The organism is Desulfovibrio subterraneus, assembly GCF_013340285.1.
In the GTDB taxonomy this organism is placed as follows: Bacteria; Desulfobacterota; Desulfovibrionia; order Desulfovibrionales; family Desulfovibrionaceae; genus Halodesulfovibrio; species Halodesulfovibrio subterraneus.
This window is the reverse complement of record NZ_BLVO01000012.1, coordinates 153,970-174,278: the sequence shown is the minus strand read 5'-3', so window position 1 is coordinate 174,278 and position 20,309 is coordinate 153,970. Positions and strand designations below refer to the sequence as shown.

At 58.3% G+C, this 20,309-nt stretch carries 20 protein-coding genes; 13 read left to right on the top strand and 7 right to left on the bottom strand.

What is annotated here, in order from left to right; all coding sequences use genetic code 11:
* Positions 1-68: 68 nt before the first annotated feature.
* The 7 genes from HUV30_RS04790 to HUV30_RS04760 all read left to right on the top strand — a co-directional run bounded on the left by HUV30_RS04790 (position 69) and on the right by HUV30_RS04760 (position 5,802).
* Positions 69-803, top strand: coding sequence for a transporter substrate-binding domain-containing protein (locus tag HUV30_RS04790; protein ID WP_174404288.1), 735 nt, complete (start codon positions 69-71; stop codon positions 801-803).
* Positions 804-915: 112 nt separating this feature from the next.
* Entirely contained in the window at positions 916-1,587 is a 672-nt protein-coding gene (locus tag HUV30_RS04785; protein WP_174404287.1) for an amino acid ABC transporter permease, read from the top strand.
* A 38-nt stretch (positions 1,588-1,625) separates the two neighbouring features.
* Positions 1,626-2,354 (top strand): amino acid ABC transporter ATP-binding protein, encoded by a 729-nt coding sequence (locus HUV30_RS04780; protein WP_174404684.1) that lies wholly within the window; start codon positions 1,626-1,628, stop codon positions 2,352-2,354.
* A gap of 101 nt (positions 2,355-2,455) precedes the next feature.
* Positions 2,456-3,037 (top strand): TetR/AcrR family transcriptional regulator, encoded by a 582-nt coding sequence (locus HUV30_RS04775; RefSeq protein WP_174404286.1) that lies wholly within the window; start codon positions 2,456-2,458, stop codon positions 3,035-3,037.
* An 81-nt stretch (positions 3,038-3,118) separates the two neighbouring features.
* Positions 3,119-3,664, top strand: a complete 546-nt coding sequence (locus tag HUV30_RS04770) for a carboxymuconolactone decarboxylase family protein (RefSeq protein WP_174404285.1) — start codon at positions 3,119-3,121, stop codon at positions 3,662-3,664.
* A 305-nt stretch (positions 3,665-3,969) separates the two neighbouring features.
* Positions 3,970-4,671: a FadR/GntR family transcriptional regulator gene (locus tag HUV30_RS04765; protein WP_174404284.1), complete on the top strand. Its 702-nt coding sequence runs from the start codon at positions 3,970-3,972 to the stop codon at positions 4,669-4,671.
* A 108-nt stretch (positions 4,672-4,779) separates the two neighbouring features.
* Positions 4,780-5,802, top strand: coding sequence for an alpha-hydroxy-acid oxidizing protein (locus tag HUV30_RS04760; protein WP_174404283.1), 1,023 nt, complete (start codon positions 4,780-4,782; stop codon positions 5,800-5,802).
* A 160-nt stretch (positions 5,803-5,962) separates the two neighbouring features.
* Here HUV30_RS04760 and HUV30_RS04755 read toward each other — a convergent pair whose 3' ends face one another.
* The 3 genes from HUV30_RS04755 to HUV30_RS04745 all read right to left on the bottom strand — a co-directional run bounded on the left by HUV30_RS04755 (position 5,963) and on the right by HUV30_RS04745 (position 7,815).
* Positions 5,963-6,268, bottom strand: a complete 306-nt coding sequence (locus HUV30_RS04755) for a hypothetical protein (RefSeq protein WP_174404282.1) — start codon at positions 6,266-6,268, stop codon at positions 5,963-5,965.
* A 63-nt stretch (positions 6,269-6,331) separates the two neighbouring features.
* Complete coding sequence (locus HUV30_RS04750) at positions 6,332-7,117, bottom strand: ABC transporter permease (protein WP_174404683.1); 786 nt, start codon at positions 7,115-7,117, stop codon at positions 6,332-6,334.
* A complete protein-coding gene (locus HUV30_RS04745; protein WP_174404281.1) occupies positions 7,117-7,815 on the bottom strand; it encodes an ABC transporter ATP-binding protein in 699 nt (232 codons plus the stop codon). Before HUV30_RS04745 ends, HUV30_RS04750 begins: the two co-directional genes overlap by 1 nt.
* Positions 7,816-7,882: 67 nt before the next feature.
* On the opposite strand from HUV30_RS04745, the gene mutL reads away from it, so the two are divergent.
* Both mutL and HUV30_RS04735 read left to right on the top strand, forming a co-directional pair.
* Entirely contained in the window at positions 7,883-10,057 is a 2,175-nt protein-coding gene (gene mutL / locus HUV30_RS04740) for a DNA mismatch repair endonuclease MutL (RefSeq protein ID WP_174404280.1), read from the top strand.
* Positions 10,058-10,184: 127 nt separating this feature from the next.
* A complete protein-coding gene (locus HUV30_RS04735) occupies positions 10,185-11,654 on the top strand; it encodes a response regulator (RefSeq protein WP_174404279.1) in 1,470 nt (489 codons plus the stop codon).
* A 67-nt stretch (positions 11,655-11,721) separates the two neighbouring features.
* Here the strand turns inward: HUV30_RS04735 and rfaD are convergent, their stop codons facing one another.
* The 4 genes from rfaD to HUV30_RS04715 form a co-directional block, all read right to left on the bottom strand.
* On the bottom strand, positions 11,722-12,693 hold the full coding sequence (gene rfaD, locus HUV30_RS04730; RefSeq protein ID WP_174404278.1) for an ADP-glyceromanno-heptose 6-epimerase: 972 nt from the start codon (positions 12,691-12,693) through the stop codon (positions 11,722-11,724).
* A gap of 59 nt (positions 12,694-12,752) precedes the next feature.
* On the bottom strand, positions 12,753-13,442 hold the full coding sequence (locus HUV30_RS04725; RefSeq protein ID WP_174404277.1) for a YkgJ family cysteine cluster protein: 690 nt from the start codon (positions 13,440-13,442) through the stop codon (positions 12,753-12,755).
* Positions 13,443-13,657: 215 nt separating this feature from the next.
* Entirely contained in the window at positions 13,658-15,100 is a 1,443-nt protein-coding gene (locus tag HUV30_RS04720) for a protein kinase domain-containing protein (protein WP_174404276.1), read from the bottom strand.
* A 20-nt stretch (positions 15,101-15,120) separates the two neighbouring features.
* Entirely contained in the window at positions 15,121-15,852 is a 732-nt protein-coding gene (locus HUV30_RS04715; protein ID WP_174404275.1) for a metallophosphoesterase family protein, read from the bottom strand.
* Between the two features lie 166 nt (positions 15,853-16,018).
* Between HUV30_RS04715 and gnd the strand changes: the two genes are divergently transcribed.
* The 4 genes from gnd (at position 16,019) to pssA (ending at position 20,262) form a co-directional block, all read left to right on the top strand.
* Complete coding sequence (gene gnd, locus HUV30_RS04710; RefSeq protein WP_174404274.1) at positions 16,019-16,915, top strand: phosphogluconate dehydrogenase (NAD(+)-dependent, decarboxylating); 897 nt, start codon at positions 16,019-16,021, stop codon at positions 16,913-16,915.
* 13 nt (positions 16,916-16,928) lie between these two features.
* Entirely contained in the window at positions 16,929-18,536 is a 1,608-nt protein-coding gene (gene zwf / locus HUV30_RS04705; protein WP_174404273.1) for a glucose-6-phosphate dehydrogenase, read from the top strand.
* Positions 18,537-18,804: 268 nt separating this feature from the next.
* The gene (locus tag HUV30_RS04700; protein WP_174404682.1) at positions 18,805-19,461 is read left to right on the top strand and encodes a phosphatidylserine decarboxylase family protein; all 657 of its coding nucleotides are present in this window, start codon (positions 18,805-18,807) and stop codon (positions 19,459-19,461) included.
* A 36-nt stretch (positions 19,462-19,497) separates the two neighbouring features.
* Positions 19,498-20,262 carry a CDP-diacylglycerol--serine O-phosphatidyltransferase gene (pssA, locus tag HUV30_RS04695; RefSeq protein ID WP_174404272.1) on the top strand — a complete coding sequence of 255 codons (765 nt, stop codon included), beginning with the start codon at positions 19,498-19,500 and terminating at the stop codon, positions 20,260-20,262.
* Positions 20,263-20,309 lie beyond the last annotated feature (47 nt).

Genomic DNA, 20,309 nt, shown 5'->3' with positions numbered 1-20,309 from the left:
AACAGCGGTTCTCGCATATTCCGGCCATGAGACGGCACGTGTGCAGACCGTTCAGAGGAGGTATTACCGTGAAACGTTTTCTTGCTGTTCTGACCGTTCTCATCTCTCTGGCCATGGTTTCCACCGCCTTTGCAGGCAAACTGATCGTTGCGCACGACACCAACTTCAAGCCTTTCGAATACAAGGAAGGGAATGAGTACGTCGGCTTCGACATCGACATGTGGAAGGAAGTGGCAAAACGCCTGAACCTCGACTACGAATTTCAGCCCATGGACTTCAACGGCATCATCCCCGGCCTTCAGGCCGGCACCATTGACGCCGCCGTTGCCGGTATCACCATCAAGCCCGAACGTCAGGAAGTTGTAGACTTCTCCGACGGCTACTACGACTCCGGCCTTTCCCTGCTCGTCAAGTCCGACAGCAAGGTAAAGGGCATTGAAGATCTGAAGGGCGCTATTATCTCCACCAAGCTTGCCACCTCCAGCGTGGACTTTGCCTACACCTTCGCCAAGAAGGAAAACGTGAAGCTCTATCCCAACAACGACGGCATGTTCATGGAACTGATGACCGGCGGCTCTGATGCAGTCATCTTCGACATGCCCGTGGTCATGGACTTTGTGAAGAAGTACGAAGGCCAGGTAAAGGTTGTTGGTCCCATCTATCAGGGTCAGGCTTACGGCATCGGTTTCCCCAAGGGTTCCAAGCTGGTTCCCCAGGTAAACAAGGCGCTGGCAGACATGAAGGCCGACGGCACCTACGAAACCCTGTACGTGAAGTGGTTCGGCTACAAGCCCGCCAAGTAGCGCGCTGCAGCTTCATATCCGAATAATCCGCGCGCGGGAGCGGCAACTCTCCCGCGCGCATTCTCCGCAGCATTCATTTCTGCTTCATTTCCTGCAATAAAGGCACACTTTCATGGCGTTTCAATTCAAAAGCGATGTAATGTGGGAGACTTTGCCCCTGCTTACAGAGGGCATTGAGCTTACCATCTACCTGACTGTCGTCGGCCTGATTTTCGGGTTCATCATCGGTGTCACCACCGGAATTGCGCGCATATCGCGCAACCCTGTGCTGCGATACACCTCTCTTGCCTATATAGAAATCATTCGAGGAACACCCATGGTCGTCCAGGCGCTGTTCCTCTATTTTGGCCTTCCTCTTGCCACGGGCATGCGCATTGCGCCTGTTACCGCAGGTATCATCACCATTGCAGTCAACTCCGGCGCATACATTGCCGAAATCGTGCGGGGAGCCATCGAATCCATCGATGTGGGCCAGAGCGAAGCAGGCCGTTCCATCGGCCTTACCCGCATGCAGACCATGCTCTACGTTATCTGGCCGCAGGCCTTCAAACGCATGATTCCGCCGCTGGGCAACCAGTTCATCATCAGCCTGAAAGACACCTCGCTCCTCACCGTGATCGGCGTGGCCGAACTCACCCGTCAGGGGCAGGAAATTGTAGCGGTGAACTTCCGCTCGTTCGAGGTCTATCTCACCATTGCGGTGGTGTACCTGTGCATGACCATGTCCATTGCCAAGGCGCTGCGCATGTATGAGCGCAAACTGTTCAACCGCAGCCGCCGATAGGAGACAGGACCATGACAGCTACCAAAAACGGCACTCCCATGATCGAAATCCGCGGTCTGCACAAAAAATTTGGTGAGACCGAAGTCATCAAAGGCATTGATCTTTCCGTCCGTCAGGGTGAGGTGGTGGTTATTCTCGGCCCCTCCGGCTCCGGCAAATCCACTGTGCTGCGCTGCATCAACCGGCTCGAGGAGCTGACCTCCGGCACCATCACCGTGGACGGCTATGATCTCTACGATACCAAGACCGACATCAACTATGTGCGCTCCGAAGCAGGCATGGTATTCCAGCAGTTCAATCTGTTCCCGCATCTTTCCGTCCTGCAGAACGTGACCACCGGCCTGACCAAGGTACGCAAAAAAACCAAGGCAGAGGCAGAAGCCATTGCCTTGAAACTGCTCGACAAAGTCGGCCTGCCCGACAAGGCCAACAACTTCCCCGAGCAGCTTTCCGGCGGCCAGAAACAGCGCGTGGCCATTGCGCGCTCGCTTGCCATGTCGCCCAAGGTCATTCTCTTTGACGAGCCCACTTCGGCACTGGACCCCGAACTCGTGGGCGAAGTGCTCGATGTTATGAAAAAGCTGGCCACCGAAGGCATGACCATGGTGGTGGTCACCCACGAAATGGGCTTTGCCCGTGAAGTGGCTGACCGCGTCATATTCATCGATCAGGGCGTGATTCAGGAAGAAGGCACCCCCGACGAGTTTTTCTCTGCCCCCAAGAACCCGCGCCTGCGCGATTTTCTTGGCAAGGTTGTAGGCCACTAGCCTTTCCCCGCCATCAGACAGCATAAGGCCGTACCAGTTTGGGTTACGGCCTTTTTTCTTATCCGTTGACACCACTAGACGAGTGGTCTAATTGTTTGCCCATGAGTGAAGATACACGGCAGAGAATAATTGAAGCAGGCGCCGAGCTTATCCACCTGCAGGGATTTTCCGCCACCGGCCTCAAGGAAATTCTTGATCTTGCGGGCGTGCCCAAAGGCTCGTTCTACCATTATTTCAAGAGCAAGGAAGCGTTTGGTCTGGCCGTAGTGGAGCACTTTGCTGCGCGCTTCGGTATCCTTTTCAAACAAATTGCCGATGACGAGAGCCTTTCGCCGCTCACCCGCCTGAACACCTTTCTCGCCGCTGTGGAAGAACGCTTCGAGCAGGAAGGCTGCCGCAAGGGCTGCCCCATCGGCAATCTTGCACAGGAAATGGGCGGCCTTTCCGACCCGTTCCGGCTGCAACTGCAACAGGTCATAGACCGGCTGGCTGCAAACTTTGCTTCGCTCATCCGCATGGGACAAGAACAGGGCGAAGCCCGCGCAGACCTTGACCCGCTGGAAACCGCCTACTTCATGATTGCAGGCTGGCATGGTGCGCTCATCCGTATGAAGGTTATCCGCTCTACGGAACCGCTCAAGCTCTGCCATCGCTTTTTCGACGAAATGCTTCGCGTTCGCTAGTCTGCCGCATGACTATCCACGTCATGCGGTTTTTTCATATCCACCCTGTAGACGACCAGTCTACTATAAAAGGAGAACCACATGTACACTATTGCGTATGTCACCCCCGAACAGGTAGAAACCGCCCCCGCTTCCGTCCGCAAGATCTATGATGCGTTTCAGGGGAAAGAGGTTCCTGAGCCCTTGCAACTTCTCTCTGCCAGTCCCGGGCTGATGACCAACCGGTTTGAGAACATTCAATATTATATGTCGCACGAAACGCTGAGTTTCCCACTGCTCGCCGCCATACGCTATACCGTGGCCCGAAGCTGCAGCTACAACTGCTGCACCGACTTCAATGACGGCCTGCTCAGGCGCTGCGGCATGCAGCCCGACGATATTGAAACCCTGTACGCCTACGCCAGAGGTGACCGCGCAGAAACAATGGACACCGGCCTTGAGGACCGCGAACAGAAAATGGTCCGCTTTGTCGTGAACGCCGTGCAGCAGCCCAGGCCCGCGACAACGGAGCAGCTTGATGAGCTGCGTGCCGAAGGCTGGTCGGATAAGGACATTTTTGACGCCCTTTCCCACGGAGCGGGCATGGTCGCCACCTCCCTCATCGATACCACCTTCAGAACCCGCTAATCTCCGGTATCGGGCGGCAATCAGGCATGGCTGTCGCCCGATATATCGTTACCGCTCTTTGCTGCCCTCTGTTCGCCATGCACGCAACCGCCACTTTACCCGATCAGAGCAAACCTTGCCCAACGATACAAAACTGCGTAGTTTTGTGGCAAATATCCTCGCAAAGAGGACTGGTCAGGGAAACAGTAGTTGTGCATAATGTGGTCGGACCAGTTGACGACACTCACGGCGGGAGAACCTTGCACCCGCAAACGGTCCGGCGGTTTCACGAGCTCTAACGGGGGGACAACAGATACATGCATCATATGCCTACACAGTCGGACGAAATGCGGCAAACCAAGATATATGAACAGGTGGTCGAGCGAATTCGCGACCTTATCGATTCGGGACAGATACGCCCCGGAGACAGGCTTCCTTCCGAGCGCAATCTCGCAGAAATTTTCAAGGTTTCCAGAAGTTCGCTGCGCGAGGCCATACGCGCCCTGCAGGAAAGTGGTGTGCTCGAAAGCCGCAGAGGCGACGGCACCTATGTTTCCCTGCCTCCCGGCAGTGACCTGCTGGCTCCTTTTGCCGAGGTCATGACGCAACAGCGCATCCGCCTCTGGCAGCTTTTTCAGTTCCGGCAGGCCATAGAGCCGCAGATAGCCCGGCTGGCAGCGGCAGAACGAACCGAAGGCCACCTCGAAGCTCTCCGCCATATGCTGGACCTGCAGGAAAAAGAGATCAACGGCGGCGAAAAAACCGGCTTCGCAGACCTGCATTTTCATCAGCTCATTGCCATGGCCACCGGCAACCCGCTTTTTGTGGATGTGGTGACCCGTGCTGAATCAAAGCTCGCGGAAACCCGCAACGAGCCACTGCAGACCGAAGAACGCCAGATTACGTCCCTGCAGTCACACAAGACCATCATCGAGTGCATCGAGCGTAGGGACCCCGACGCGGCTGAAGAAGCCATGCGCGCCCATCTGCAGATTGTAAGCGATATTATTTTCAGCGAAGGAAAGTGACCGGAAAAGCGGCATTGCCGCTTCCGGTGCAGTCATGACCAAACGGCCCCGAGGCCGCACAGCGCTGCCCGCGACAGGGCAGTATGCAATTATCAGGAGATGACCATCATGAAAGAAGTACGCGCCAACGCACGGGAGCTGATGAAAGGCTTCTGCCGCGTCTGCCCCGTCTGCAACGGCAAAGCCTGCGCCGGAGAAGTCCCCGGCATGGGTGGTCTTGGAACCGGTTCCTCCTTCATGGCAAACGTGGAGGCACTGACGGACTATAAGCTGCGCATGCGCCTTATCCACTCCGTCACCAATCCCGATCCTTCCACCGAAGTTCTGGGCATGCCCCTTGCCATTCCGGTACTTGCAGCGCCCATCGGCGGCGTTTCGTTCAACATGGGCGGCAAGGTCACCGAAGAAGATTACATCACTGCCAAGCTCAAAGCCTGTGTTGCCAATGGCATTGTGGGCTGTACGGGCGATGGCGTGCCCCCCTTCATCTATGAATCCGGCTTCAACGCCATCAAAGCCGTGGGCGGCAAGGGCATTCCCTTCATCAAGCCGTGGGAAGATGCGGAACTTTTCGCCAAGCTGGACAAGGCTGCGGAAACCGGCTGCAGCATTTTCGGCATGGACATTGACGCCGCAGGCCTCGTCACCCTCGCCAAGATGGGACGGCCGGTAACGCCCAAGACGCCTGCCAAGCTCAAGGAAATCATCAGCCATGTACCCGGCAAGTTCATCGTCAAGGGCATCATGTGCGTGGATGACGCCAAGGCGGCAGTGGACGCCGGTGCGGCCGCCATCGTGGTTTCCAACCACGGCGGGCGTGTGCTCGACCAGACCCCCGGCACCGCGCATGTGCTCTTTGACATTGCCGAGGCCGTGGGCAAGGACATCACCATTCTGGTGGACGGCGGCATCCGCTCCGGTTCCGACGTGCTGAAGATGCTCGCTCTGGGTGCAGACGCCGTCATGATCGGGCGTCCCTTCTCCATTGCGACTGTCGGAGGGCTTGAAGAGGGTGCCGGCAAATACATCCAGCAGCTCCAGAGCGAACTGATTTCCGCCATGGTGCTCACCGGCTGTGCCACCATCGCGGACATCACCCCTGAGGTGATCACCGACGTGCTGGGACAGTAGCTCCCATCTCCATTCATAAAAAAAGAAGGCCGCCCCAAGGGGCGGCCTTTCTGTTCTCATCCCGGAATCTGCCGTTCTCTGCGTGTGCGCCTTACAGCGCCATCTTACACGCGTTGCCGAACGGTCTTGCCCACGCCAATTCAAGGGCGTCCGCTATCGCTTATGCGTGGGCTATCAACTGCGTCTGCTGCTCTTCGGCATATACTTCGTCCGCACGTATCACCTGCAGGCGAAACTTGGTAACCCCCGGAGTGCAACGGGGGCAGCCGTGCGTCAGAATCATGCAGCTGGAATCCAGCTCCACACGGACAATATCCACGTCTTGCAGAATCTCGGAAGTACGGCCCTTGTTCCACAGAACAGGGCGGCTGCAGTGCTTGCATTCCACATACATCAGGTCCGGATCGAATCCGGTGACATCGGGGATAAAACGGGGTCTGTGCAATTCATTGATCGGCTGATGCATAGCACACCTCTTTTCCGGACTGGCGTACACGTTACCCTTGCGGGATAGCCTTTCCCCTCCGCGTCAGTTCTTCAGCAGAAGGTTCATGGCGGGGCCGAAACAACGCCTTCTTACCAGATGGAGCACTATAAGCGAAGACAGAGCCGTGGCGGCAACGATCATGAGCATGACCACTATCTGATACCGAACCGCATCGGCAGGGTCGGCACCCGCCAGTATCTGCCCTGTCATCATACCGGGAATGGACACAATGCCCACCCCCATCATCGAATTGATCGACGGAATCATACCCGCCTTAAGGGCATTGCGGAACATTTCCTTGCTGGCCTCACGGAAGTCTGCGCCGAGACATAACATCATCTCGACCTGATCCTTCCTGTTCCGCAACTCTGAAAAGAACCTTTCAAGACCTATTGCCAGCGCGTTCATGGAATTTCCAGCCACCATCCCTCCTATAGGAATGAAGTACTGGGGTGTCCACCACGGTTTTGCACCAATGATGATGCCGGTCACTATGAAGGTTACAAGGGTATAGCTTACCATTACTGATACCATGGTAGGGGCGTAATAGTCTATGCTCTTTTCCTTGACCCTTCCTTTTATAATACGCACAGAAAACCAGGTCATGACCATATACACGCCCATGACAAGCAACATACTATGAAGATTGAAAATTATCTTGAGCAGATACCCCATGGCGAAAAGCTGCGCAAAGGTTCGGAAGGTGCCTATGGCAAGGTCTTTCTGCAGCCGCAGCTCGTATAACACCGAGGCAGCCCCGGCCACGCCCACCAGAACAAGGGCTATTGCCAGTTGCCAGAGTGAAATCTGAATATATGCTCCGCCCATCATACCACCTCCACAGATGCATCGCACACCGTCATACGGCCTTCGCCTTGGGCCACACGGCCATCTTTCACGGTCACGCACACATGCGCGACCTGCGGCCTGTAATCGGAATGGCTCACCAGAATGATGGTCATGCCTTCTCTATTGAGCTCTTCCGTCAGCTGTTCGACGATGTGCCTGCTCTCACGGTCCAGTGCGCTGGTGGGTTCGTCCATGAGCAGCAATTCGGGCCGCAGAAGCAACGAGCGGATAATGCACAGACGCTGCTTCTGTCCCACGGAAAGCGCGGCGGCCACATCATCAAGCCCCACCCGCGCAAGCGCCACTCTGTTCAGCCAGTCCTGCAGCACAGTGTCTGAAGGAGGCACCTCTTCCCTGTTCACCGCAAAGGAATAGGGGAGCAGCAGATTTTCGCGCACGGAACCTTCCATGACCACCGGAGTCTGCTGTATATAGCCTATGCGCCTTCTGAGCTTTGGCGGATCAAGGTCCGCAAGCGGCACACCGGCAAATCGTACGGTACCGGAATCAGGCTCCTCAAGCCGCGCCGCCAGCCGGAGCAGTGTGGACTTGCCGGAACCGGATGGTCCGGACACGAGCACAAAGTCCCCGCCGGACACTGCCAGACGAACGTCTTGCAGCCCCTTGCCCCCCGGCCACGTATATGAGACGGTATCGAAATCGATTATTGTTTCCATAATTTCATTATATGCATACACCGCCCCGCTGTCATGACGATTTGCAGGCGAAAATACAGAATATACAATGACTACCGAGCATACGACGCCCCCGGCCCAACGACGCAAGATAAAGGCCCTGCCTCCGGAACTGAAGAACCAGATAGCTGCAGGCGAAGTGGTTGAGCGCCCCGCATCCGTCATCAAGGAGCTGGTGGAAAACAGCATCGACGCCGGTGCCACCCACGTAGACGTGACCATTGAAGACGGCGGCCAGACCCTCATCATGGTCCGCGACAACGGTTCCGGCATTCCGCAGGAAGAACTGGAACTGGCCGTAACCCGCCACGCCACCAGCAAGGTCTATGACCTTGACGAACTCATGCGCATTGGCAGCTACGGTTTTCGTGGCGAGGCACTGCCCTCCATCGCTTCGGTTTCCAGCTTCCGCATTACCTCCGCACCGGATTCCGGCGTTGCCGGCGTACCTTCCGACGCTTACCAGATATCCGTGCTGCATGGCGTGGTGCAGGAACAGGGCCCCGCAGCCCTGCACCGCGGAACGCTGGTGGAAATTCGCAACCTCTTCGGCAACGTGCCCGCGCGCCTCAAATTTCTCAAAACGCAGAGCACGGAGGCAAAGCGTTGTCAGGACCTGCTTGCCCGCCTTGCCCTCGCACGCCCCGATGTGGGCATGACGTTTTCCATAGGCAAGCGTGAGGTATGGCGTTTTCCTGCCAACCAGACGCTGCGCGACCGGCTTGCCGTACTGTGGCCGCCTGCCATCACTGACGAGATGCTCCCCTTTGACCACATCCGACAGGGCTACCGCGCCTATGGTCTGGCAGGCCATCCGCAAAAGGCCCAGCCCCGCGCGGACCGCATGCTCTTCTGGGTGAACGGCCGCGCCGTGAACGACAGGCTCATGCTGCGCGCCACGCGCGATGCCTACAAGGGACGCCTGCTCAGCAAGGAATATCCACAGGTGGCCCTGTTCCTTGAACTCGACCCCGAGTGGGTGGATGCCAACGTACACCCCGCCAAGAACGAAGTGCGCTTCCGCGATGAAAATGCTGTGTACATGGCTGTTCGCCGCGCCGTGGAACAGGCTCTGGAAACCCTGACCACGCTGGAGCCCGTACAGGCGGGTCAGGACCCTTTTGTGGGCGATCCTGCACAGAGTGCAGACGACATGGGCGCACCTTCTTCCGCGTTCGCACAGCGGCAGTCGCATGGTCCGGAACGGGATCAGGCTCATGCCCGAACACAGGGATCGCAGGGGACGCAGGAAACGGGTCGCGGCCCGGCCACCAAGCCTATCGGTTTCTGGGGCAGCATGGACGATCGCTCCGTCATGCCGCAACGCGGCACCCCTTCACCCGCAACGCACACGGAATTTGTCCAGACGCCGGGAGTGCGCCGAGACATGGCCCCTGCCGCCATGCCCGTACGGGAACCGATGGCCGCCCCTGCCGCACACCATATGCAGGGCGAAGCATCTGAGGCCAGCCAACACAATTTACATCAGGCCGCGCCGCAAGACGGACAGCAGGCCGGACAACAGGCAGGACAACAGGCAGGACATCAGGCCGGGCATGGGGCCGAGTATCGAGCCGGACATGAGACAGACGAACCAGCATACGCACAGCACGATCCAGACTCTCCGGCGCAGACTGATACCTCGTTCACCGAAGGCGAAACCGCCATGCGCATCGGCGACCTGACCTACATGGGCCAGATCGGCGATACCTATCTTGTGGTCCGGCAGGGCCGCGACAAGCTGGTGCTGCTGGACCAGCACGCCGTGCATGAGCGCATCCTGTATCAACGCATTCTGCGCGATGCCTCGCAGGGGCTTTCGCAGCTGCTGGCCATTCCCATGAGCCTGCCGCTGCATTCGTCCGAATTGGCGCGCCTGCAGGAAATGTGGACAGAACTGGGCGAAATGGGCTTTTCTCTGCAGACGGAAGGCGGCGGCTCGCTGCGCGTCAAAGGTATTCCCGCATCCCTCAGCCAGTCAGAGGCACGCGAGTTTCTGCGCGAGGTGCTCTCGGGTCAGGTGCAGTCCATGGAAGACATGTGGGCGCTCATGGCCTGCAAGAGCGCCATCAAGGCCCGGCAGAAGCTCACTCCGGACGAGGCCGCAGGACTTATTGCCCAGTGGCTCAAGACGCCTGACCGTACCTACTGCCCGCACGGAAGACCCGCCGTAGTGCAATTCGACATTGATGCGCTGGAGAAGCTTTTCAAGCGCAAGGGCTAAATAAACGGTAGCAGCATGCAGATTATCAAGCGAAGCATCCCCTGATCATTGGCGGCCATGCCGTATTGTGCTACTGTTGCAGAATAGCCGCCCGGTGCGGCACCATTCGAGTGTAAAGAGGCCCTTCATGCAGTCGGAATCGCAGGCGATACATCTTCCGGAAAACGGAACCACCACTCACAGTGTGCTCACAGTGGAAGACGATCCGGTCGTGCGTGATTCCATTGCCTATTGGCTGGAAGACGCCGGATTCAACGTGCTGCAGACGGACAACGGGCTCACGGGCCTGCAGATTTTCCGCGAGGAAGCACCGGATGTGGTGCTGCTTGATCTCGGCATACCGGGCATAGAAGGCAACAAACTGCTGGAAATGATGACCGGAGAATCGCCCAACACGCCCGTGATCATCGTTTCCGGCCGGGCCGAGATAGATGATGCCATTGCCGCGTTCAAATCAGGCGCGTGGGATTACATCACCAAACCCATCGTCAACATGGACATGCTGGAAAAGACAGTGCGCAACTGTCTGGAGCTGAAGTCCCTGAAGGAACGTGTGACCATTGCAGAAAGCCGCTACTACAATCTGGTGCAGAGCCTGCCCGTTGTGGTCTTTTCCCTGAATGGCAGGCTGGAGCTGGAGTTCATGAACACTACCAGCGCGTCCGTACTGGGCTACCCGCCCGAGATAGCCCTTTCCGAACCGGACTGGCTGCTCGGCAATGTGCATGCAGCCGAGCGGACCGCCGTGCAGAACGCCTTTGCAAACGCCTTTTCCAACCCCGGCACACCCTTTTTTCAGGAATTCCGCTTCCAGCACAAGAACGGCTACCCCGTGCAGCTGCAGGCAAAATCCATCAGCATTCTCCCGCCCGATGAAGAGACTGGGTTTGCAGGACGCATGGAAGGCGTACTCACGGACGTGACCGAACGCGCCTTTCTGGACAAAATGCTGGTGCAGCGGGCCAAACTGCACACACTCGGGGCCATGGCCGACGAAATAGCACACGAATTTCGCAATCCCATCTTTGCGCTCGGCGGATTTGCCCGACGCATGCAGGCAAAGTATCCGGACATTCAGGAGACAGGGATCATCCTGCAGGAAGCCGCACGCCTTGAGCAGCAGCTTGACCGCGTGAAGGAATACCTGACTCCGGTCACGGTGACCGTGGCGGAATGCTCCCTGAACGGCATCCTGAAATTCTGCGCCGACATGATGCGCCCCAAGCTGGCACGGGACCGCATTGTTCCGCAGATGGACCTGTGCACAGAACTCTCTCCGCTGCTGTCAGACCATGACCTGCTCACCCAGATAGGCATAAACCTCATCACCAACGCGGCGCTGCAGATGGCCGCAGGCGAAATCATAACCCTGCGCAGCTTCGAAACCCCCGGGCACCAGCACCTTGCGGTCAGCGCGCCGCTGCACACCAGCATCACCCTTGACCGTGAACAGATGCTCATGCCCTTTGAAGAGGCCGGTCCTTCGCGCGGCCTTGCCGTAGCCTACCGGCTGGCCAAGGACGTGGGGGGCCTGCTCAGTGTGGCGCAGGAAGAAGGCATTCTCACCCTTACGCTCAGCCTGCCGCTACCGCAGTAGCAGACAATATCAATAAAAAAGGCCGTTCACATGAACGGCCTTTTGCTTTCACAATGGACAACCCATTTTACAGGTACGGGTCGGCCTGTGCCAGATAGTTCTGCACATAGTCGCGTGCGCCGTCTTCAAGACTGCGGAAGGTTACAGGGCATCCGGCAGCCTTCAGGCGCTGCATGGGCGCTTCGGTGAAATACTGGTACTTGCCGCGCAGTTCTTCGGGCATCTCGGTGTATTCGATGACCGGCTCCTTGCCCATGGCGGCGAACACCGAACGCGCAAGGTCGTTCCATTCGCGGGCAGTGCCGGTGCCGATGTTGAACAGCCCGTTGGCCTGCGGGTTCTCAAGCAGCCACCACATGGCGTCCACGCAGTCCTTCACGTACACGAAGTCGCGCTTCTGGCCGCCGTCCGTGTAATCGGGATGGTAAGACTTGAAGAGCTTCATCTTGCCGGTTTCGCCGATCTGCGAAAACGCCTTGCAGACAACGCTCATCATGTTGCCCTTGTGGTATTCGTTCGGGCCGTAAACGTTGAAGAACTTCAGGCTGGCCAGACGGTCCAGCACGCCCTCGCGGTGCGCCCAGAGATCAAAGAGCTGCTTGGAGTATCCGTACATGTTCAAAGGCTTGAGTCGGAACATGGAATCCACGGAATCTTCAAATCCCAGTGCGCCGTCACCATAGGTGGCAGCCGAGCTGGCATTGATGAAGCGGGCATCGTGCTCAAGCGCGTATTCGCACATGGCCTTGGTGTAGCGCAGGTTGTTGTCCATCAGGAAGTCGGCATCCCGCTCCGTGGTGGAGGAACACGCGCCCATGTGGATGATGGCGGTTACGTCCCAGGGCATCTCATCGTGCAGCACCAGATCGAGAAAGGCATCGCGGTGCAGGTAGTCCACGTAGGTGCGGTTGACGAGGTTCTTCCACTTTTCCGTGCTGGCGAGATTGTCCACCACCACGATGTCGGTGATGCCCATCTCGTTGAGCTTCCATACCATGGCGCTGCCGATGAATCCTGCGCCTCCGGTTACGATATACATAGTCACTCCTTGTCGGGGCCGCCTCTCCTTGCGGGGAACAGCCGGGGATTCATGCGGGCCTAGGCTGCCGCGCAACCTGTTTCACAACCGGCCTCGCGCTCAACGAGCGGACCTTCGTCAGTGACGGTCACCTTCAGACCGAACATGTGGGCGGTATCCGCCAGCGTGCGGCCAAAGAAAAATTCCAGCTCCTCGTGCGGAATGCCTGCCTTGTCGCAGACCACGGCGCGGAACGCCATGTCAAAGCGCACGGCTTCCGCAAAGGCTTCGCGGGTTTCTGCGCTGTCGTCAAAGGCGGCTGCGTGGCGCTCAAGCTTGTCGTAGGCGCACTTTTCCTCATGCACCCGGATAAGCTCTGCCACGCCGGATTCCTCACCCACAATGTCCATACGGGTCAGACGCCCCTTGTCGTACATGGCAGTGATTTCTTCGGGATTCCAGCAGTCCAGTGCGCGGCATTCCGCAGGACGATCATTATATATGAAGCACAGATGATCCACGATATTCAGAAAACGGCAGGTCCAGGTCTTGCTGTCGCGGCCGCGCAGCTTGACGATTTCCTGCTCAAGGGGCTTGAGCTCGCCGGAAATCTGGTCGCGCATCAGTTCGCCGCGACGGAAGGTGATAAGATCCTTGCGGCCGAAAGCGCCCTTTTCCAGACGGGGCAGGTCTTCCGCGTGCAGGGCGGGGCCGCCCTTGGCACAACAGGTGCCGCAACGTGTGCATTCTCTCTGTATGGTATGACCCATGACGGTCTCCTTTCTTCTCTGATCCGTCCGCTCTTGGCGAAACGGAGTGACCCGCAGAGCCTTTTCCGGCATCACCGGCCTTCTGCCCGACATATCGGTGCCAACTGAAATGAACCGACATGCACTGCGAAAAACCGGTTGAACCGGAACAGGTCGTGGCCTCAAATACTTGCAGGCCGGACCGGAACAGGCGTGAACGGGAAAAATGGGGTGCGTCACGCCACGGTTCGCACCGCGCGCACGCCAAAGCGGCAGGTATCGTCCTGCCACCCGACAAAGCCCATTGTCGTACTTACGAACCATGCCGCCATATACGACTTCCGGTCACACGTCCAGAGCGAGTCGCGTGAGGCATCGTACACGGAACCGGATCCCGAGGCATTCTCTGCCCCGTCGCGGAACACCGAAGCCATGCAGTAACCGCCGAGCATGGGCGGCTCTTCCATGATGGTGGCTAGCTCATCAACCGTGGGCAGGCGCCAGTCGCTGTGTCCGGCATAGGCAGTTTCGTTGAGCCATGCCACATAGTCTCCGGCTTCCGGCCACGTAAGGGGATAATCGCTGCCCTGCTTCTGCCACATACGGCGCGATGCGGCATCCAGCACGGTGCCATCTCCTTTATCCGCTAGCTGCCCGACAACCTGAGAAGGCCGGCCCATGCAACGGGGCCGCCACAGCTCATCCAGCCCGAAGCGCTCCCGCGCGCTGCCCACCCCTGCCTTGCAGGGTTCGGCACGCAGAGCATCTGCCACGCACGGGGGGGAAACAATGCCCTCATCATCCAGCAGGCTGCATACGCTGCGGATTCTGGCCCGCCATCTGTCACGCAGGCGGGCAAGTTCCGCCGCCATGGCGCGGGCATCGGCAAATCTGTCGGCGGGGTCCGGTGCTGTGGCGCGGATGAAAAAGGCATCCCACGCATCGTCAAGGTCTTCGCTGTAGCTGCTCGCTGCAGGAATGGTCCCGCCGTGCTGCGCAAGAAGTTCTTCATCGTTGGGCAGTACACCGGTCAGCATGCGGTAGAGCATGATGCCCACGGGGTACAGGTCCGCCCTGCCGTCCACGCCGTCAGGGTCGTGCTCCTGCTCGGGCGGGGCATAATATGGCGAGCCCACCTTCACATTGCCCGGTTCCATGCCCGGCGTCTCACCCCGCAGCCGGGACAGGCCGAAATCTATGAGTTTCACCTCGTCATGGCCCGTGATCATGATGTTGAAGGGCTTCACATCACGGTGCACCACACCCGCATGATGCATGCGGTCGAGCGCATCAAGGGTCTGCAGCGCATACGATACGGCCCGCTCCAGCGGCAGCCTTCGGGTGGGAGCTTCCACCCTGTAAATTTCGCCCATGAGCATGCCGAGGTTCAGGCAATAATATTCCATGACGAAAAAGGGCCGTGTGGCCCCTGCCACATACGCCGTATCATAATCCCACACCGAGGCGATGTTGGGATGATCCAGCGAGGCCATCATGGTCGCTTCCTTCTCGAACTTGGCGGCAAGGGATTCCAGCCCCACATGGTCTTCGAGAATATCTGCGGGCCGCAGCAACTTGAGCGCCGCAATGCGGCCCGTCACAGGCTGCGCAACCTTGTAAACCGCGCCCATGCCGCCCCTGCCGAGCAGCCCGCGCACTTCGTACCGGCCAATTTTCATGAGAGTACCGACAATATGGATTACAGAAGCCGTTCGGCATAGCGCTGCGGCATGCCGGCTTCCTTGAATTTCTTGACCGTGGTCTGCACGTCGTACTTGATAAAGCGTACTTGCAGTTCCCACGTTTCCGTATCCCAGAGCACGTATTTGGCCCTGCGGTCGCCGTCACGCGGCTGTCCCACCGCCCCGATGTTCACAATATAGCGTGTGTTCCTGTCCAGACAATGCAGTCCTTCAACCAGAGGACGACGGAAAATACCGTCCGGCTCCAGTTCCACAAGCTCAAGCTCGTGCGTGTGCCCGATAAAGGCGATGGATTCGTTGAAAGTGCCGAAAAGCGCCTGAATCTGCTTTGAATCCAGCTCGTACAGATACTTGAGCGCGGAATCCGGCGGCAGGCCATGCACAAACAGGGCATCATGCTTTGACAGCGCCATGGGCAGACCCGCAATGTAATCCACTGTTTCCGGGCTCACCAGCTCGCATGTGCGCTGCAAAGCCTCACGTGACTGGGAATTGAACCAGCTGCGGTATTTCGAACGGGCAACGCCGAGCTCATGATTGCCCATGACGGAATGAATGCCCCGCTCGCGCACGAGCTGCACACAGGCTTCCGGGTCAGGACCATAGCCGAGATTGTCGCCGAGCGATAAGATCTCCGCAGGCGGCGGCACCTGTGCGTCCATATCCGCAAGCACGCTTTGAAAGGCTTCAAGATTGCCATGAATATCGGAGAGTACTGCAATGACCATACGGGGCAAGGTAGCAGGAAATTCCGAGCAGGAAAACGACGGATTTGCGCCCCATGAAAACACGCCACGTTGCCACGTTTCTGCGCCTGTTGTACCATGTATTCTGAATTCTCCCGCCGCGGCTGCAACCCGCTGCGGAACCAACAGCTAACACAGGAAGTAATTCATGCAGATAGCCATGGTAGGACTCGGAAGAATGGGCATGAACATGGCCCGCCGCCTGCTCAAGGGCGGGCACGATGTGGTGGTATGGAACCGCTCGGCCGACAAGGTGCGGCAGATGCAGGACGAAGGCGCACGGGGCGCGGAATCGCTCGAGGCCCTGTGCGACATGCTCAAGGCTCCGAGGGTGGTCTGGTGCATGCTGCCCGCCGGAGATGTCACAAAAAGCATGATTGAGGAGCTTTCCACCATTCTCGCCCCCGGAGACCTTGTGGTGGAAGGCGGCAACTCCTACTGGCGGGATGATGCCGCCAACGCCGCGCTGCTGGCGGCCAAGGATATCGGCTACGTGGACGCAGGGGTTTCCGGCGGCATCTGGGGGCTTGAGATTGGCTATTGCACCATGGTGGGCGGCGAGGCAGAACACATCATGCGCATTGCCCCCGCGCTCAACGCTCTGGCACCGGAACAAGGCTGGAAGCATGTAGGGCCGGTCGGATCCGGCCACTTCGTCAAGATGGTGCACAACGGCATTGAATATGCTCTGATGGAAGCCTACGGTGAAGGGTTTGAACTGATGAAGAGCGGTCCCTTTGAAAATCTGGATCTGCAGGGCATAGCCGCCCTGTGGAACAGAGGCAGCGTGGTCCGCTCGTGGCTGCTGGAACTGCTGGACAGCGCCCTTGCCAAGGACCCTGACCTTGCCGGACTCAAGGGATATGTGGAAGATTCCGGCGAAGGCCGCTGGACCGTGCTGGAAACCGTGCATCACGGTGTAGCCGCGCCCGTGCTGGCGCAAGCGCTTTACCGCCGGTTTGCCTCACGGCAGGACAATGCCTTTTCCAACCGCGTGCTCGCGGCCCTGCGCAACGAGTTCGGCGGACACGCCGTAAAGAAATAACAAGGATCGCTCCATGAATCTGGAATACGCTCTCAACCATCCCAACGTCTGCGCCGAACAGCCCGTTGAGGATTGCGGCATCATCGTGTTCGGCGCATCCGGCGATCTTGTGCACCGCAAACTCATTCCCGCCCTGTATGGTCTTGCCTTGCGCCGCCTGCTGCCGCCACGGTTCTACATTCTCGGCTTTGCCCGCTCTGAAATGACCGACGAAGTATTCAGGGAACGCATGCGGGAGGCCATTACAGACGCCCACGGCGAACAACCGGCGGACACGCTGAACGCCTTTCTCGCCATGTGCCGCTACACATCGGGCAGCTATGATGACCCTGCCGCCTATGAAAAGCTGGCCGGTCGTTGTTCCGTATGCGATCTCGATTTCGATTCTTCGGGCAACCGCCTTTTCTATCTGGCGCTGCCGCCCGAACTGCACCCCGAGGTGGTGGAACGGCTCGCACAGGCGGGCATGACATCAGAAGGTCAGGACCATAAACCCTGGGCGCGCGTGGTCTTTGAAAAACCCTTCGGACACGACCTGCAATCCGCTCTGCGGCTGGACGCCCGACTCGGCAAGGTGCTTGCCCCGCACCAGATTTTCCGCATGGACCATTATCTCGGCAAGGAGACCGTGCAGTCCGTGCTCATGTTCCGCTTTGCCAATGCCATATTCGAGCCGCTCTGGAACCGAAGCTACATCGATCACATCCAGATTTCCGCGCTGGAATCCATAGGCGTGGAACACCGCGGCGGCTATTACGACAAGGCGGGATGCCTGCGCGACATGTTCCAGAATCACATGCTGCAGATGCTGGCCATAACCGCCATGGAGCCGCCCATATCCTTTCAGGCGGAAAGGGTGCGGGAAGAGCGCACCAAACTGCTGCGCTCCATCCGCCCGTGGCCGGAGGATGACCCTGCCAACTGGATCGTCCGCGGGCAATACATGGCTGGTCCGCCCAATATCCTGCCCAATACCCAGACCGGCACCCGCACGGCACATTCTGCCCTGCCCGATTACCGCAGAGAGCGCGGCGTGGCACAGGATTCCGAAACGGAAACCTATGTGGCGGCACGGCTGCTTATCGATAACTGGCGATGGCAGGGGGTGCCTTTCTACCTGCGCTCCGGCAAAGGGCTGCAGCGCAAGGTTTCTGAAATCGCGGTCACGTTCAAACGCGTGCCCTACTCCATGTTCGGCATGACATCAAAAGCGCAGATGCCCGCCAATGTGCTGGTCCTGAAAATCCAGCCTGACGAAGGCATTGACCTGACCATTCAGACCAAACAGCCCGGTCCCAAGTCGTGCATGTCGTCCATGTCACTCTCCTTCAAGTATCAGGAAGTGTTCGGCGTTACCCCGCCCAATGCGTATGAACGGCTGCTGCTCGACTGCATGCAGGGTGACCGCACACTCTTCTGGTCGTCAGAAGGCGTTGAAGCGGCATGGCGGCTCATAGACCCCGTGCTGGACATGTGGCGGCGCAGGCCGGAACGCTGTCCCCTGCACCGGTACCCCGCCGGAAGCTGGGGACCGGAAGCGGCTGACGCACTTCTCGTGAACGCGGGTCACCGCTGGCGCAGGCCGCCGGAAATGGCAGGTACCCACACGGCGTTTTTTTAACAGGGAAGTACACACCGGCTGGCAGAGGATACCCCTGCTTACGGCAATGGGCCGACTGCGTGCAGCCGCCCTCTTTTCGGCACGGGCGGTAACACGAAATAACGGCACTCCCCCCCCCGGCCCCTTCCAGCCGGAAGGAGAACCGGGCGAAAGGATTGCCTTTCGGGTTGATTTCGTCTATCCATAGCGACACTGGAAGCATGACCCTTACAAAAACAACGGCATTTTCCGCAAACAAAGACCGGATCAACCCGGCATGCAATACACAATGCGCAAGGCATCCATAGGACTTACCCCCGAGGGAGTACCCTCGCTGGCACTGACCGGTCTCGCCACGCTTACCTTCGCTCTGCTTGGCTGGTGGCCCCTTACCATCGTGTTTCTTGTTCTGTTCTGGTTCTGCCTCCACTTCTTCCGCGATCCGGAACGCGTGGTACCTTCGGCCCCCGGTCTGGCAGTCAGCCCCGCAGACGGCAAGATCATCAAGATTCAGCACATGCCCGACCCGTTCACCGGCGAACCCCGCCAGTGCATCTGCGTTTTCATGAACGTGTTCAGCGTGCATGTGAACCGCTCCCCCGTGGAAGCCACGGTGGCCGGAATCAAGTACCACCCCGGCAAATACCTGAACGCCGCATGGGATAAGGCAAGCACCGACAACGAACGCTGCGCCTACAATCTGCAGGACGCTGAAGGCAGACACTGGACCATGGTGCAGATAGCCGGTCTTATCGCCCGCCGCATTGTGTGCCGCGTTGAAGAAGGCGAAGGCCTCGGCCGCGGAGAACGTTTCGGAATGATCAAATTCGGTTCACGGGTTGACCTTTATCTGCCGGACGACTATGTTTCCACTGTGCGCATCGGCGAACAAGTGTTTGCAGGCCAGTCCGTTCTGGCGCAGCGCAAGACCGAAAACGGCAATTAAACAGAGCAACTTCTTACGGATATTTTGGCAAACGGCATGAGCGAACAGCGCAAAACTCCTCGAAAGAGCGTTTACATCCTCCCGAATCTCTTCACCACTGCAAGCCTTTTCTCCGGCTTCATGGGAATGATTTGGGCGGCTGATGGCAATTTCGAGATGTGCGCCGTAGCCATTCTGTTCTCCGCCCTCATGGACGGACTGGACGGAAAGGTAGCCCGCCTGACCAATACCGCCAGTGAATTCGGGGTGCAGTACGACTCTTTGGCCGACTGCTCCGCCTTCTGCGTTATTCCCGCATTCATGATGTATCAGTGGCAGTTGCACGCCTTCGGTCGCCTCGGCATTGCCGTGGCATTCCTTTTCGCCGCCTGCGGCGCTCTGCGGCTTGCGCGGTTCAACGTTTCCACCGCTGTAACGCCCAAAAAATTCTTTATCGGCCTGCCCTCTCCCGCAGGGGGCTGTACTCTGGCCACCATGGTGTTCTTTGCACCATACCTGCCCGAAGGCTTTGCGCCCTACTTCCCCGCGTTTGCCCTCGGCACCACGTTCGTAGCCGCTTTCCTCATGGTCAGCCGCGTGCGCTACGCCTCCTTCAAGGAATACGGGTTCCTCAAGGCCCATCCATTCAGCTCGATGGTTTCTGCCATCCTCCTCTTCGTGCTCATTATCAGTGAGCCCAAGCTGCTGGGATTTTTGGTGATCGCCGGTTACATCATTTCCGGTCCGATTTACACCTTCCTCTTCCTATCCCGGCGCTCCTCCAAGCTACTAGGTGACCTATCCACAGGTCATAGCGAGTAGTCGCTCTCCACTTCTCCATTTACCATTTTTGTGTATACTCCGTCGGC